The sequence below is a fragment of the Enterococcus sp. DA9 genome (assembly GCF_008000875.1).
GTDB lineage: Bacteria > Bacillota > Bacilli > Lactobacillales > Enterococcaceae > Enterococcus_B > Enterococcus_B lactis.
The window spans coordinates 1,780,538-1,797,427 of record NZ_CP042839.1 but is presented as its reverse complement, the minus strand read 5'-3'; the positions used below and the strand labels follow the sequence as shown (position 1 = coordinate 1,797,427).

The following is a 16,890-nucleotide window of genomic DNA, read 5'->3' as shown; positions in this document are numbered from 1 at the left end:
TCATTCCTCATTTCTCAATACTTTACTAGGTTTTAGTTTATTTTTTTCTTTCGGGTTTGGCTGATATATACTTACGACTTTGTCTTTATAAAACAAGGCAATTTCCTCTGAAGGCATTTCTGGGAGCGCAAATACAGTATAATCAAGTCTCATACCGTTTTTTACTTTCTGCCATACCTCATCAGTAATATCTACTCGTTTGAACCGTTCCACTCCTTTTTCAATTGGCAGCAAATACTCATCGATCGTACCGTTTTCTACAGCTTGAGCTACTTCTTCTAATGTTAACGCTTCTTTTTGGGCCATACCGGCACTTGCTGTTCGAGTGAGATCAGACATGTGTGCAGGGTAACCAAGTTTCTTGCCTGTATCCACAGCTAATGTACGGACATAGGTTCCTTTCCCGCATTCTACTTCGAAACGCCAAGAAATGGTTCCTGCCACTTCGTCTCTTGTCAGTTCACTTGTTCGGATAAAACGGTAAATTTGAGCCTTTCTAACAGGCCGATCCACTGGTTCATTATTCCGTGCATATTCATATAACCGTTTACCGTTTACTTTTACCGCTGAGTACATGGGCGGTATCTGGGTGATTTCACCAATAAATGAAGCCATCACTTCATCTATTTTTTCTTCAGATAAAGACATATCCACTGGTTTTGTTTCTACTCGTTCTCCGGATCGATCTTCCGTCGTTGTACTGAAACCTAGAGTCATCTCGCCCACATAAATTTTCCCAGAATCTGTCAAATATTCGATAACTTTTGTGGCTTTTCCAATACAAATAGGCAATACACCGTCTACATCCGGGTCAAGCGTACCCCCATGTCCGATTTTTTTCGTATGTAAGATTTTTCTTAATTTGAATACGCAATCATGACTTGTCATTCCGCGTTCTTTCCATAAAGGTAATAACCCGTCCATGTCTTTTCTCCATTTCATTTTTGATTTAACTGAATTATTATAACACATTGCATCTATTACTGACGAATTTGACATCATAATGAACGGTTTTTATTTTTCGGCAATAAAAACGTAACAAAATTCATGCTCATGTAAATAGAAATCATGTTATGCTTTTTTAAAGGAGGGAATAGAATGGAAGATTTTTTCTTTGCACCATTTGATTGGATTTATGGGTGGCTTACAGGTAAATAGATTGGTTCTCACTTCCCAAAAACGAAAAAAAAGACTGGTCATTCTTCCAGTCTTTTTTCCGTTTTTTTTTATTTATTTTTTCAGTTTCTTGATCAATGTAAAAAAATCTGTTTTTCAGGGTCGATTTTATCATTTTATTGGTCAAGATTTTTCCATTTCCAATCCAATACTTCTGGCAGATCAATACCATTTTCACGAATATAGTTTTGATGTTCTTGTAATTTCTGATCCATTTTTTTTGCAAAATCTTCTGCTTGACTTCCTTTGATTTTTAAAGCTGCATCTTTTGCCAAATGATAACGGTCAAGTTCATTTACCACACGCATGTCAAACGGTGTCGTGATATCTCCGTTTTCTTTGTAGCCATGAATCATTAAATGATGGTTATGACGATCAAAGAAAATCGTGCGGATCAAAGTTTCATAACCGTGGAAAGCAAATAAGATCGGTTTGTCTTTTGTAAAATATTTGTCAAATTCTTCATCGCTCAATCCACGCGGATCTTGACTCGGATGACGTAATTTCAATAAATCTACGACATTGATGAACCGGATTTTTAGTTTTGGGAATTCTTCCAGCAGCAAAGTCACAGCTGCTAATGCTTCTAAGTTAGATTCCGTTCCTGCAGCAGCAATGACCAATTCAGGTTCCTCCTCTTTTGCTGTCGAAGCCCAATCAATGATTTTCAAGCCTTCATTCACTAAGACGGCTGCTTCTTCTGCTGAGTAAAATTGAGCACGCGGATGTTTGGAAGAGATGATCAAATTAATTTTTTCTGACGAGCGGAATGCTTTGTCCATGACTGCGAGCAACGTATTTGCATCCGCAGGCAGATATTCACGGATGAACTCCGCCTTTTTTTCTGCCAAATGTGTCAATATTCCTGGATCTTGGTGGCTATATCCATTGTGATCTTGCTGGAAGACTGTTGAGCTTGCAATGAGATTCAGCGAAGGATAATTATTTCGCCAAGAAAGGTCACGTGATTTCCGCATCCATTTGAAGTGCTGAGTCAGCATAGAGTCAACCACTCGCAAAAATGATTCGTAACTTGCAAAAAACCATGCCGTCCAGTCAGAACGTACCCTTCTAAGAACCCTTCATCTTGATGTTCCGATAATTGACTGTCGATGACGCGGCCAGATGGCGAAAGCCATTCATCATTTTCTGGTTCGATTTTTTCCATCCATTGGCGATTTGTCGTTTTGAAAACTTGATTCAATCGATTTGATTTTGTTTCATCTGGTCCGAATATACGGAAATTTTCTGGATTTTTCTCAATGATCTCGCGAACGAATTTACCAAGTTCGGTCATATCCTCTGCTGTAACGGAGCCCGGTTTTTCAAATTGTAAAGTATATCTTTTCCAATCTGGCATAATAAGCGGTTTCGGATCGATTCCGCCATTGGTGATAGGATTTTTTGCCATTCTGTGGTCACCTGTGGGCGCAATTTCTCTGATTTCTTCTAAAATACGTCCTTGTGCATCAAATAATTTTTCTGGTTCATAGGATTTCAACCAACGGAGTAAAGCATCTGCATGATCCATATGTTCTTGATCTACAGGAATCGGTACTTGGTGTGCTCGGAAAGTCCCTTCAATTGGCTCCCCATCCCATTCTTCTGGACCGGTCCATCCTTTTGGTGTACGTACGATCAATACTGGCCATTTTGGCATCATGGCGTCTGCTGCTGTCTTCAGACGAGCTTCTTTTTGGATGGATTTGATTTTCTCAATTGCTTGATCCATTTTTTCAGCCATAACAGGATTTAATTTTTCTGGATCATTTCCTTCAATAAAGAAAGGTTCCCAGCCAAGTCCGTTAAAGTAATTTGCTAATTCTCCATCTGATTTACGTGCCAAGATCGTTGGGTTGGCTATTTTAGCACCATTTAAATGAAGGATTGGTAAAACAGCTCCATCTGTCACCGGATTGATAAAGACATTTGAGAACCAGCTTCCAGCTAAAGGACCGGTTTCTGCTTCACCATCACCAATCACGACAGCAGAAATTACTTCAGGATTGTCTAATACAGCTCCAACTCCATGTGAAAGAGAGTATCCGAGCTCTCCGCCTTCATGGATAGAACCTGGTGTTTCTGGCGCTGCATGAGAAGCAATGCCACCAGGAAATGAAAATCGCTTGAATAATTTTTGCATTCCTGTCTCATCTTCCGTTACTTCTGGATAGATCTCTGTGTAACTTCCATCTAAATAAGCATTCGACACCATGACTTGTCCGCCGTGTCCTGGCCCTTCGATATAAAACATGTTCAAATCATATTTATTGATGACTCTGTTCAAATGGACATAAATAAAATTTTGGCCAGGAATCGTTCCCCAATGACCGATTGGATGTTTTTTGACATCTTCTGGTTTCAACGTACGTCTCAGTAAGGGGTTATCTTTAAGATAAATTTGCCCGACAGAAAGATAATTGGCAGCACGCCACCAAGCCGTCATTTTATCAAAGTATTCTTTACTAGAATAATCCATACGTAACACTCCTTTTCATTATTACTCTTATTCTAGCGCAGATACTCCCAATTGAAACCTAATAAGCACTTCTGTTCATTTGCTTGGATTTTATATCTTGTCAATAACTTCAACGTGATTTTTCTTTTAACTGACGGCAGACCGACAAATTCAAACTTTTATAGTGCAGATTCCACTGATCTTCTAGTTACTTGGCTATATAACCTGACTGTCACTACAATGGATTACAATCTAGCTTCCCTCATCGGTATCTTGATCTTTATCTATATGCAAAAATTTATATACTATAGAAAAAAGAAAGTCGAATTTTTTCTTTTTCTCTTTTTTGGTTAACTGACACGCTGCAAGACTAAAGTCATGGAACTCTTAGGCAATACGTCTTAATGAAAACAAAAAAATCCCGCAACCCCTGATTTCACAGGATTTGCGGGATTTTTTAATTAGTCTTTGTTCAAGTCGCGAAGCAATTCATCGATATGGTTGCCATAGACAACTGATTCATCTAATTCAAAGGACAATTCAGGTGTTTTGTAAATACTTAGATTGTGCCCCAGCTCACGACGAATCAATCCTGATGCTTTATCCAATCCTTCTTGTGCTTTTTTCTTTTCAGAAGCTAAATCAGAAAGGATGCTGTAATAGATTGTTGCTTGTTGAAGATCGCCTGTTACGTGTACATCAGTGATCGTTACATCTTGCACACGAGGATCTCTTACTTTTTTACGTAGGATCGCATTGACTTCTTTTAAGATTTCTTGACCGACTCGGCGATCACGATAGTTAGCCATAATGATTGGCCTCCTTTATCAGTTTTTAGTCATTTTTGACTTCTTCCATGATAAACCCTTCAATTACGTCATCTACTTTGATGTCATTGAATTTTTCAATCATAGCACCGCATTCATAGCCCATTTTGACTTCTTTTACGTCATCTTTGAAACGTTTCAAACTTGCCAATTGGCCTTCGTAGATAACGATACCGTCACGGATCACACGGACGCCGCTGTCTCTGCGGATATAGCCTTCTGTTACATATGCACCAGCGATTGTGCCTACTTTGGATACTTTGAATGTTTCACGTACAATCATTTGACCAGTGATTTTTTCTTCAAATTCAGGATCTAGCATTCCTTTCATCGCTGTTTCGATTTCATCAATAGCTTTATAAATGATACGGTGTAAGCGAATGTCTACTTCTTCAGCTTCTGCTTGCGCTTTTGCTTGAGGTGTAGGACGGACGTTAAATCCAATGATAATCGCATTACTTGCTGCTGCAAGTGTTACGTCACTTTCATTGATTGCACCTACCGCTGAATGGACGATTTTCACACGTACACCTTCAACTTCGATTTTTTTCAGTGAGGCAGCTAATGCTTCTGCTGAACCTTGAACGTCGGCTTTAATAATGACGTTAACTTCTTTTAGCTCGCCTTCTTTCAAGCTTTCAAACAAGTTGTCCAAGGTTACACGGCTGCTTGCAGCACGGTTTTCCAATAATGCACGTTTTGCGCGTTCTTCACCCGCTGCACGTGCTGTCTTTTCGTCTTCGAAGACTACGAAACGGTCACCTGCTTGAGGTACATCATTCAAGCCAGTGATTTCTACTGGCGTTGCAGGTCCTGCTTCTTTATCGCGACGGCCAAGATCGTTTGTCATTACACGGACACGTCCGTAAGTATTACCGACAACGATTGGGTCACCAACATGAAGTGTTCCTTCTTGGACAAGTAAGGTTGACACAGGACCTTTACCTTTATCAAGACGTGCTTCGATCACTGTTCCGATTGCGCGTTGTGTTGGATCTGCTTTTAAATCTTCTACTTCTGCGACTAACAGAATCATTTCCAGCAATTCTTCGATGTTTTGGCCGAATTTCGCTGAGATCTCAACAAAGATCGTTTCTCCACCCCATGCTTCAGGAATTAACTCATACTCACTTAATTCTTGCATAACATGTTGAGGGTTTGCACCTGGTTTATCAATTTTGTTTACAGCGACGATAATTGGAACGCCTGCTGCTTTGGCATGGTTGATTGCTTCAACGGTTTGCGGCATGACACCGTCATCTGCAGCGACAACTAAAATCGTGATATCTGTGATACTTGCTCCACGTGCACGCATACTTGTAAAGGCCGCATGTCCTGGTGTATCCAAGAAAGTGATTGGTTTGCCATCGATATCAATCTGGTAGGCGCCGATATGCTGCGTGATTCCGCCGGCTTCGCCGCTTGTTACACGTGAATGGCGCAATGTATCCAATAAGGTTGTTTTCCCGTGGTCTACGTGTCCCATAATCGTTACTACTGGCGGACGTGAGACTAATTTATCTGGATCAACTTCTTCCGACTCGAAGAATTTATCGATATCTGCAATATCAACTTGGACTTTTTCTTGTGGTTCCATACCATAGTCCGTAGCTAACAGTTCAATCGTATCTTTATCCAGTGCTTGGTTTTGATTGACCATGACGCCAAGCATAAATAATTTTTTAATGATTTCTGCTGGCTCACGATGAATTTTTTTCGCGATGTCTGCTACGTTCATGCCTTCAGTATACTCTAATACATCTGGCAATTCACGGAATTTGCGTGGTGGTACAGCTGGCTTAGTTGATTGTTGCTGTTTGCCTTTTTTACCCTTTTTATTATAACGATTACGGTTGTTATTATTAAATTTGCCGCGATTGTTATTGTTTGGTTTGTTGTTGGTACGGTTTTGATTGCCGCCTTGGCTCGTTCCTGGACGATTTTGTCTGCTAGTATTCCCCGTATTATTTTGGTTTGTTGTTGGTTTTTTTCCTTGATTCACTTGACCGCTCCCTTGACCGCGATCTTGATAACTGCGGTTATTTTTATTTTTTTGTTGATTATTTGTTGCTTCTTTTTTACGTTGATCGTTCGGCTGTTGATTGGCTGGTTTTCTGCTTGCTTGTTGTGCAGCTTGTTGTTTCGTGCTTGGGTTTTTGAACGCTTGTTGCAATTTCTTCTCATCACTGCTAGTAATCGCACCCATATGGTTTTTCACATCGATGCCAAGTTGTTGTGCTTTTTCCACGACGTCTTTACTAGATTTTTTGAGTTCTTTTGCTAATTCATAGATTCTTTTATTGCCCATGCAATCACCTTCCTAACCTTCAATTAGCTCCTTGGTCTTCTTCGCAAATCCGGCATCCATTATTCCGAATACCTTGCGAGGTTTTCCGATCATCTGCGTGATTTCTGCTTCAGAAAATAGCTCAAAGCAAGGAACTTCATAGTATGAACTCTTATCTTTTATCTTTTTTCTTGTATTCTCACTTGCATCTGTTGCCACAAACACCAATTTTGCTTTTTGTTTGCGGATTTCAGCTATGGTCAGTTCTTCGCCCGTAATCAGTTTTCCCGCGCGCATCGCCAGACCCATGAGATTCATGACTTTTTGCCGATTGACTGTATTCATTTTCCAAATAACTCTTTACGTGCTTTTTGGTGAGTGACATAGTCAAGAAGTTCTTGATAAAACTCATCTGTTAAAGTTGTTTCGAGTACTCGATCGAGAATTTTTTTATCCCAAGCTTGTTGTACTTCTTCCGGCTCAAGTGAGACATACGCTCCTCGTCCAGGCATTTTTCCAGTTGGATCGATCGATACTTCCCCTTCTTTTGAACGGGTGATTCGGACCATCTCTTTTTTAGGTTTCATTTCACCTGAAACCACGGATTTGCGTAAAGGAATTTTCCTTTGTTTCATCTCTTTGCCTCCTTACTAAAGTTAAGCTTCTGGTTTTTCTTCGACCGTTTCATTATTGAACGCAATTGCTTCATACTCATCGTCTGTCAAATCTGACTGAACGATTGCTTCGTCATGCAATTCTTCTGTTTCGTTTTGGTGTTCTTGTTTTTCATAAAATTCCGCCATATCAGATTCTGATTTGATATCGATTTTATGGTTAGTCAATTTAGCAGCTAAACGTGCGTTTTGTCCACGTTTACCGATTGCTAACGATAATTGATAGTCTGGAACGACAACTGTGCAAGCTTTAGGATTGGTTTCATCAAAAATCACATCCATGACTTGTGCAGGATTCAATGCATTTGCAATGAATACAGCTGGGTCTTCATTCCATTCAACAATATCCATGTTTTCGCCTTTTAATTCATTGACGATTGCTTGGACACGTTGTCCTTTTGGCCCAACACATGTACCGACTGCATCGATATTCTGATCATTTGAACGGACAGCTACTTTTGATCGATCGCCGGCTTCACGGGCAATGCTGACGATTTCAACGATTCCATCATAAACTTCTGGGACTTCTTGCTCAAATAAGCGACGCAATAAATCTGGATGGCTGCGGCTAACAAATACTTGCGGACCTTTAGACGTATTTTCTACTCGAGAAACATAGACTTTGATACGATCGTGAGGTTGGTAAAATTCGTTTGGCATTTGATCTTGTTTAGAAAGAACTGCTTCTATTTTGCCAAGGTTGACATAAATATAACGTTTATCCTGACGTTCGACGATTCCTTGCATGATGTCTTTTTCATAAGCACTGAATTCGTTATAAATGATCGTTCTTTCTGCTTCACGTACACGCTGCAAGATAACTTGTTTAGCTGTTTGCGCAGCGATCCGCCCAAAATCTTTTGGTGTGACTTCAAAACGGATCGTATCACCAATCTCATATGCTGGATTAATCAAAAGTGCATCTTTCAATGAGACTTCCAACTGTGAATCCATCACTTCTTCCGTTACTTCTTTTACTGCATAGACATGGATCTTTCCTTTTTTCTGATCAAATTCCACTTCGACATTTTGTGCTTGGCCATAGTGGCGTTTGTATGCAGAAACCAATGCTGCTTCTAAAGCATCGATCACGATTTCTTTTGAGATCCCTTTTTCAGCTTCTAAAGCGTCTAACGCATTTAACATTTCTTTACTCATTTTTTCTGATTCCTCTCCGTGATTAAAATTGGATAGCTAAGCGAGCTTTTGCAATATTTTTTCGGTCAAAAGTCAATTCTTTTTCTCGTGTTTTTATGCGTATTTTCAATGTAAGCTGTTCAGCATCAAATGATTGAAGAAATCCTTCGTATTGTTTTTCGCCATCTACTGGTTGGTATAAGGAGACATGGACATAATCGCCAAGTGCCTTTTCATAGTCGCTTTCTTTTTTCAATGGCCGCTCTGCTCCAGGGGAGGATACCTCCAGGAAATAAGCTTGAGGAATCGGATCTGGATCTGCTGCATCAAGTTTTTCGCTCAGTTTCTCACTGACAAAGGCACATTCTTCGATATCGATTCCGCCTTCTTTGTCAATAAATACTCGTAAGAACCAACTTTTTCCTTCTTTTACAAATTCGACTTCGACAAGTTCAAAATGTTGTTCATCTAAAATCGGTGTCACCATTTCTGTGACTGTTTCAACGACGCTACTCAAAAGTTTCGCCTCCTTAAAAATTAAATACGTAATTCCATTAAAAAGAGTGAGCGAAAAATCCGCTCACTCACAGTTAGTATCATTACCTATAAAAACTATACCATACTCTGCTTAAAATTACAAGCAGACAAGATAACAGATGCTTATAACATATCGAATAACGATAATTGGTTTTCGTCTGGTAAATCTTTCAATACACCATTATCGTTCATATATTCAATCAATGTTTTTGAAACTTTCCCTCGAGTAGCAAGATCTTCTTTAGATAAAAATGGACCATCTTTTCTTGCCTCAACGATTTGTTTTGCTACATTGGTTCCCAAACTAGGGACAGCTCTAAATGGCGCAATTAACGTATCTCCTTCGATAACAAAATTAACTGCATCCGATTTGTACAGATCAATCATCCCAAATTTGAATCCTCGTTCTAACATTTCATTGGCTAATTCTAGCACGGTCAGCTGATTTTTTTCTTTTACGGAAGCATCTAGCCCTTTGTCCGTGATTTCTTTCATTGCTTGTTTCACAGCATCTTTTCCTTTGCACATGGAGACTAGATCAAAATCATCCGCACGTACAGAAAAGTATGCACAGTAATACAAAATAGGGAAATAAACTTTAAAATAAGCAACACGAAGAGCCATCAATACATAAGCTGCAGCATGGGCTTTTGGAAACATATACTTGATCTTTGAACAAGAATCGATATACCAATCAGGCACATTATTTTCTTTCATCGCGGATAGATAGGTTTCTCTCAATTCATCAGGAATCTTGTTCCATTGCCCTTTACGAACAGTTTCCATGATCTTAAATGCCATCCCGCTGTCTAATCCAGCATGAATCAAATAAACCATGATATCATCACGACAGCCGATTACTTCCGCCAATGTCGCATCCCCACGTCGAATCAATTCTTCGGCATTTCCTAACCATACATCTGTACCATGAGACAGTCCGGATATTTGAAGTAGTTCTGCAAAAGTTGTAGGATGTGTTTCTTCTAACATTCCTCGAACAAAACGAGTGCCGAATTCTGGAATACCTAATGTTCCTGTTTTAGAATAAATCTGTTCCTGAGTTACCCCTAGTACTTCAGGGCCAGCAAATATCCGCATCACTTCCGGGTCATCTGTAGGAATCGTTTGTGGATCAATCCCTGATAAATCTTGAAGCATCCGTATAACAGTTGGGTCATCGTGTCCTAGAATATCCAATTTCAATACATTGTCGTGGATTGAGTGAAAATCAAAATGGGTCGTTTTCCATTCCGAATTTTGATCGTCTGCTGGATATTGGATCGGCGTAAAATCGTAGACATCCATATAATCTGGAATAACGATAATCCCCCCAGGATGCTGACCAGTTGTCCGTTTGACTCCTGTTGCACCCTTTGCCAATCTGTCGACTTCTGCACTTCGAAACTGCAGATTATTGTCCCTTTCATAACCTTTTACATAGCCATATGCTGTTTTATCGGCGACTGTACCAATCGTTCCGGCACGGTAAACATAATCTTCACCAAACAATACTTTCGTATAGTTATGTGCTTCTGCTTGATAATCACCTGAGAAGTTCAAATCAATATCGGGCACTTTGTCTCCATGGAATCCTAAAAATGTCTCAAATGGGATATCATGACCATCTTTATTTAAGCGTGCACCACATTTTGGACATTGTTTTTCTGGCATATCAAATCCAGAACCGTACGTGCCATCTTCAAAGAACTCGGAATATTGGCACTCTGGACAGTAATAATGGGGAGCTAAAGGATTCACTTCAGTGATCCCAGTCATCGTTGCAACAAAGCTAGAGCCAACAGAGCCACGTGAACCTACTAGATAGCCATCTTCATTACTTTTATGCACAAGTTTTTGGGCGATCAGATAAATAACCGAGAAGCCATTACCATTAATAGAGTTCAACTCTTTTTCTAATCGTTTTTGGATAATTTCAGGTAACGGATCTCCGTACATTTGTTTTGCTTTTGTGTAACTCAATTCTGATATCTCATCTTCTGAACCTGGAATCTTCGGTGTATAAAGTTCATCTTTGACTGGAATCACTTCTTCGCAGATATCTGCGATTTTATTCGTGTTATCCACTACAATCTCTTTTGCTGTTTCTTCCCCTAAAAAGTGAAAAGCGGTGAGCATCTCATCAGTTGTTCGGAAATGGACATCTGGCAAACTATGACGATTCAACGGATTCGCTCCGCCCATAGAATTGATCAAAATTTTTCGGTAAATGGCATCTTCTTCGTTGAGATAATGAACGTTGCCTGTTGCAACAACGATTTTATCCAAACTTTTTCCGATTTCTACCAAGTTTTGGATAATTTCTTCCAAATCATGTTCATTTTTTACCAATTCTTGCTCGATCAAAGGTGCATAGACCGCTTTTGGCATAACTTCAATATAATCGTAGAATTTTGCTCGGTTTCTTGCCTCTTCTACCCCTTTTTGCATCATGGCTTCGAAGATTTCTCCCTTATCACAAGCTGAGCCGATCAATAGATTTTCACGCATCTTTTTCAATTGGGAGCGTGGTATTCGCGGGACACGTTCGAAGTATTCGACATTCGACATTGAAATCAGTTTGAACAAATCTTTCAGTCCTGCCTGATTCTTTGCTAAAATCGTTACATGGAAAGGTCGGGCTCGTTTGTAAGAATCTCCTTCTCCGATATGCTCATTTAGCTGATCATGATAAAGCATGTGATGATTGTCCATTGCTTCTTTGACAAAAATCCAAGCTAAGTGACCTGTTGCTTCAGCATCATAGATTGCTCGGTGATGCTGTTCCAAGCTGACACCAAATTTTTTGGATAACACACCTAATCCGAAACGTTTGAATTGCGGATACAGATATCTGGCTAATTCTAAGGTATCAATAACTGGATTAGTTGCTTCAGGAATGCCATATCTTGCGTAGCTAGTATTCAAGAACCCCATATCAAAAGCCGCGTTGTGTGCTACCAGAATTGTACCTTTTGAAAACTCAAGGAACATCCGCAAGACTTCTTCTTCTGACTTCGATCCTCGAACCATTTCATCCGTAATACCTGTCAAATCCACCGTTGTTCGGGATAAAGGATGTCCTGGATCGATAAATTCATCAAAGCTTTCGATCACATTTCCTTTGTACATTTTGACTGCAGCGAGCTCGATGATGGTATCGTATACCGCAGACAATCCTGTCGTTTCCACGTCAAATACGACATATGTGGCTTCGTTTAATGCTTCATGCGCATCATTATAAGCAATAGGTACGCCATCATCTACGACATTCGCTTCCACACCGTATAAGATTTTCACACCTGCTTTTTTCCCGGCACTATGAGCTTCTGGAAAGGCTTGTGCGCCACCATGGTCCGTAATGGCGATGGCACGGTGTCCCCATTTTCCTGCTTGTGCCACCAGATCAGAAATGCTATTCGTTGCATCCATCGTACTCATATTGCTGTGAACATGAAGTTCTACCCGTTTTTCCCCTTCAGGAGCATAATCTTTACGAGGGGTGTGTTTGACTTCAACGATATCTTGCGCATTCATGACCAAATCACGGACAAACGTATCTTCTTGGATACTTCCACGTACCTTTAACCAGCTTCCGACACTGATCGCATCAAATATCTGTTCATCTTTTTCGCCATTTGAGAATTTTTTGACGATAAATGATGAAGTATAATCTGTGATTTTCAAAGTCAAGATCTTGCGTTTTGAGCGTAGTTCTCTGACTTCTTTATCGAACACATACCCTTCAAGAGTGACCCGTCGTTCTTCTTCGACGATATTGATCATTGGTGTTGTGGGCTCATCTGCTGGAATATTTCGTCCTAGCTGGATGGGTCCTTCAAGAGCTGGTGACTGTTCTTTTCTTTCTTTTTTCTTTTGCTCATGAACAACTAGACTTTCAGCTGCTTGCTTCATAAAGGCTTCTGCCTGTTCTTGTTTACGTTCTTCAAAAAGTTTCAATACACGTTCCGCTTGCTGCTCATCCACTTCTGGTTCGATACGAAATTTCGGGAATCCGTAACTGACGAACAACTCTTCTACTAATGGTAAGTATTGCTGTTTCAAATATGAAATAGCCCCTGTACTGTCGATTGGCAAGATGACTTTACGATCTTTTATCACAGGTACTTGCGTTTTCAATACTTGCTGTGCTAGTGGTGTATCGCATTGCTGATTTTCCAAAGCTTGGGCCCAGTAATCTTGCAAGAGCTGTTCATCGAATGTCTGGTCATCTGCTAAGATATTCAATTTGACTTGTGCAATCTCTTTAAAAGCGACAGTCAGATGCTGAGCCAATGAACGATACAGCATAATAGGCAAAATTTTAGAAAAATGCAGCGTAAATTCCCATAAACGCGATTTACGATGGACCACTACACTATCCATTTCACCAGCAGTAAGCAGTGGATGATTTTTTTCTGCTTCCTCTAGTTGGATTTGTTCCAACAGTTTTTCAAATAAATCTCGTTTTTCTGACAAAGATATACGCCCTTTCTGATGAGAAACTATGCAATTGATTGCATCGTATCCTCTTCTTTTTCAGTACCCTTTAGTATACTCGTTTTTTCTGAGTTTTACATTAAAAAATTGGAACTGTGATGTGAATCACAGTTCCAATTTTAAAAGCGAAACATCAGGTTGTCAAAAACAGCTGATTCAGCTATTTTACTTTTCTGTGTTTTAACGCTTATTATTCCCCTTGGTTCAAGAGGATTGGTAAAGTATTCGCCAATTCTTCTTTACGTACTTCAACCATTTCGCCAGTTTTCTTGATTTTCACTTCTACGATTCCTTCTACTGCTTTTTTACCGACAGTAATTCTGATTGGACAGCCAATCAAATCAGAATCCGCGAATTTCACTCCTGCGCGTTCATTTCTGTCATCAACCAGTACTTCATAGCCAGCTTTTGTCATCGCTTCTTCTAGTTCATTCGTCAAGTTTGTTTGGTATTCGTCTTTTAGATTCATTTGGACGATATGCAGATCAAATGGCGCAATTCCTTTTGGCCAATTGATTCCTTGTTCATCTGAATGTTGTTCTACGATTGCTGATAATAAACGGCTCACACCGATACCATAACAGCCCATAATCACAAATTTTTCCCGTCCGTTTTCGTCTAGAACGGTTGCTCCCATAGATTCACTGTAACGAGTGCCAATTTTGAAGATATGTCCGATTTCGATTCCTCGAGTAAAGGCAAGAACACCGTTGTTGTCTGGTGAAGGATCTCCTTCTTGTACAAAACGAAGATCTTCATAAGAAAGCACAGTGAAATCGCGTTCTGGATTCACATTTTTATAGTGGAAGCCTGTTTCGTTCGCTCCAGTAATGGCATTCGCTAAATCTTGGACATAACGGTCTGCATATACTTTTACATCCTCTGAAACACCGATTGGTCCGACAGAACCAAACTCAGCACCTAGATATTTTTGTGCTTCTTCTTCCGTCGCTTCTTCTAAAAAGTCAGCAGATAGATAGTTTTTCAGTTTTACGTCATTGACTTCATGGTCTCCGCGTACCAAAACAAGGACAGGTTGTTCATCCGCAATGAACAATACAGACTTGATGATTTTTTGAGGTTCAACAGAAAAGAAATCTGCTACTTCGTCAATTGATTTTACGTTAGGTGTAGCTACTTTCTCTAATTCAAGCTGTGTTTCATGCGATTTTTTTGACACATAGTAGCTTGTAGCCATCTCCAAGTTTGCAGCATAATCACTTTCAGTCGAATAACAGATCGTATCCTCCCCGATCTCTGAGATCGCCATGAATTCCTTTGAGTCTTTCCCGCCCATTGCGCCACCGTCTCCGATGATCGAACGAAATTCCAAACCGCAACGCTTAAAGACTTCGGTATAGGCTTTTTCATAATCTTTATACGTTTCGTCTAAACTTTCTTCCGTTGCATGGAAAGAATATGCATCTTTCATGATAAACTCACGTCCGCGAAGCAAACCAAAGCGAGGACGTTTTTCGTCACGATACTTAGGTTGGATTTGATAAAGATTCAAAGGTAATTTCTTATATGAATTAATTTCATTACGCATCAAATCAGTAAAAGTCTCTTCGTGAGTTGGTCCAAGAATCATTTTTCGATCATTACGGTCCTTGAAACGATACAAGTTTGGACCATATGTTTCGTAACGTCCTGACTCTTCCCAAAGTTCTGCTGGCAAGATAGCAGGCATCAGCATCTCTACCGCACCGATTTTTTCAAATTCTTCCCGCATGATACGTTTCAGCTTTTCTAATACACGATTTGCTAATGGCAGATAAGAATAGATACCCGCTGATACTTGACGGATATATCCAGCTCTTAGCAAGATTTGATGACTTAATACTTCTGCATCATTTGGAACTTCACGTAATGTTGGAATCAACATTTTTGATTGTCTCATTCTATATACTCCTTTATTTCCTCAAAATAGTTATCGTTTGTTATTATACCCTATTTGTCAACTTTTTCTAGAAAAAGAATCGTTGAATATCGTTCCATGTAACTAGCACCATCAACAACATTAAAAATCCAAAGCCAGCTAATGTCAATATTCCTTCTTTTTCTTGACTTAATGGTTTCCCACGAATCCCTTCAAAAATATTCAACACTAATTTCCCACCATCTAAGGCAGGGATCGGAAGCAGATTGACGATTCCAAGGTTCATTGAAAGAAGCGCCATCAAACCAATAACAGTTGTTACACCTTGGTTTGCTGCTTCTGAAGATAATTGGTACATCATAACAGGTCCGCCTAATTTATCTAAACTAAAACCTGTAAACAGTGATCCTAAGGCTTTGAAAATTTCCAATGAACCGCTAAAAGCTTGACGTGTTCCGCCGATGATCTTATCCATAAAACCTGTATTCATTGGGGCTTGCATGCCAAGTTGGCCAACCTTTTCGCCATTTGACTCTACAGATTTCGGTGTCACGTCGACAGATTGCATCTTACCTTCTCGTTCGATCTCAAAATCTAATGTTTTACCTGGATTTTTCGTGATGACTGTTGTCAAATCGTTCCAAGTGTGGATTTCTTTACCGTCCACGCTAACTACCTTATCATTTTCTTTTAAGCCTGCTTCTGCCGCAGCACCATTAGGGATAATCTCTCCTACACGATTAGTATTTGTCACTTGAACACCGCCTTGCATGAATGCAAGAATAATAAATAACACGATTGCCAAGATAAAGTTATTCATTGGACCGGCAAAATTGGTCAGCATACGCTGCCACAGTTTAGCCGATTGGAACTGTACATCTTTTGGTGCAATTCTGATTTCTGTTCCGTCGGTTTCAATAATCGTCGCATCGTGATCGACAGGATAGGTCACTACTTCTGTTTCATCTCCATTCACATAACCAGTGATAGTCAGCTCATCTTCTAAATCATAACGGCTCAATTCCATTGGGATAGCATTTGTCAATTGGATTTTCTTACTTAAATTTATCTTCTCTACGATGCCGTCAGAATTTAGTAAAAGAGAAAGAGGCATACCTGGTGCCATTTCTGTTTCATCATCCCCATTGCCTGCCATTCGAACATAACCGCCAATAGGTAATAGGCGAAGCGTATATGTTGTCCCGTCTTTTGCTTGATGCCCATAAATTTTCGGACCCATACCGATAGCAAATTCGCGAACGAGGATTCCTGATCGTTTCGCAAAGAAGAAATGACCAAACTCATGAACAATCACTAATATACCAAAAACAATGATAAATGTTAGTATCGTTTTCATAGCTTTTTTCTCCTTTACTTGTTTTTTGTGTGTTTTTTTAAACAACGTTAAAACACTATAA

11 protein-coding genes and 1 pseudogene are annotated in these 16,890 nt (G+C 39.8%); 1 reads left to right on the top strand and 11 read right to left on the bottom strand.

Annotation, left to right across the window (positions count from 1 at the left end):
- Both truB and FTX43_RS09575 read right to left on the bottom strand, forming a co-directional pair.
- Positions 1–924, bottom strand: a complete 924-nt coding sequence (gene truB, locus FTX43_RS09580) for a tRNA pseudouridine(55) synthase TruB (RefSeq protein ID WP_002308909.1) — start codon at positions 922–924, stop codon at positions 1–3.
- A 368-nt stretch (positions 925–1,292) separates the two neighbouring features.
- A pseudogene (locus tag FTX43_RS09575) lies at positions 1,293–3,655 on the bottom strand (phosphoketolase).
- A gap of 114 nt (positions 3,656–3,769) precedes the next feature.
- On the opposite strand from FTX43_RS09575, the gene FTX43_RS15420 reads away from it, so the two are divergent.
- Positions 3,770–3,988, top strand: coding sequence for a hypothetical protein (locus FTX43_RS15420; RefSeq protein WP_002308907.1), 219 nt, complete (start codon positions 3,770–3,772; stop codon positions 3,986–3,988).
- A gap of 107 nt (positions 3,989–4,095) precedes the next feature.
- On the opposite strand, the gene rbfA is transcribed toward FTX43_RS15420, so the two are convergent.
- The 9 genes from rbfA to rseP all read right to left on the bottom strand — a co-directional run bounded on the left by rbfA (position 4,096) and on the right by rseP (position 16,829).
- A complete protein-coding gene (rbfA, locus tag FTX43_RS09565; RefSeq protein ID WP_002308906.1) occupies positions 4,096–4,443 on the bottom strand; it encodes a 30S ribosome-binding factor RbfA in 348 nt (115 codons plus the stop codon).
- A 25-nt stretch (positions 4,444–4,468) separates the two neighbouring features.
- Complete coding sequence (gene infB / locus FTX43_RS09560) at positions 4,469–6,769, bottom strand: translation initiation factor IF-2 (RefSeq protein WP_002313646.1); 2,301 nt, start codon at positions 6,767–6,769, stop codon at positions 4,469–4,471.
- Positions 6,770–6,781: 12 nt separating this feature from the next.
- On the bottom strand, positions 6,782–7,093 hold the full coding sequence (locus FTX43_RS09555; protein ID WP_002308904.1) for a YlxQ-related RNA-binding protein: 312 nt from the start codon (positions 7,091–7,093) through the stop codon (positions 6,782–6,784).
- Positions 7,090–7,383 (bottom strand): RNase P modulator RnpM, encoded by a 294-nt coding sequence (rnpM, locus tag FTX43_RS09550; RefSeq protein WP_002288501.1) that lies wholly within the window; start codon positions 7,381–7,383, stop codon positions 7,090–7,092. Before rnpM ends, FTX43_RS09555 begins: the two co-directional genes overlap by 4 nt.
- A 21-nt stretch (positions 7,384–7,404) precedes the next feature.
- Positions 7,405–8,580, bottom strand: a complete 1,176-nt coding sequence (gene nusA, locus FTX43_RS09545; RefSeq protein WP_002313645.1) for a transcription termination factor NusA — start codon at positions 8,578–8,580, stop codon at positions 7,405–7,407.
- A gap of 22 nt (positions 8,581–8,602) precedes the next feature.
- A complete protein-coding gene (rimP, locus tag FTX43_RS09540; protein ID WP_002308902.1) occupies positions 8,603–9,076 on the bottom strand; it encodes a ribosome maturation factor RimP in 474 nt (157 codons plus the stop codon).
- Between the two features lie 143 nt (positions 9,077–9,219).
- Positions 9,220–13,572, bottom strand: a complete 4,353-nt coding sequence (locus FTX43_RS09535; RefSeq protein ID WP_002308901.1) for a PolC-type DNA polymerase III — start codon at positions 13,570–13,572, stop codon at positions 9,220–9,222.
- 211 nt (positions 13,573–13,783) lie between these two features.
- Positions 13,784–15,493, bottom strand: a complete 1,710-nt coding sequence (locus FTX43_RS09530; RefSeq protein ID WP_002308900.1) for a proline--tRNA ligase — start codon at positions 15,491–15,493, stop codon at positions 13,784–13,786.
- 67 nt (positions 15,494–15,560) lie between these two features.
- The gene (gene rseP / locus FTX43_RS09525) at positions 15,561–16,829 is read right to left on the bottom strand and encodes an RIP metalloprotease RseP (RefSeq protein WP_147607025.1); all 1,269 of its coding nucleotides are present in this window, start codon (positions 16,827–16,829) and stop codon (positions 15,561–15,563) included.
- Positions 16,830–16,890 lie beyond the last annotated feature (61 nt).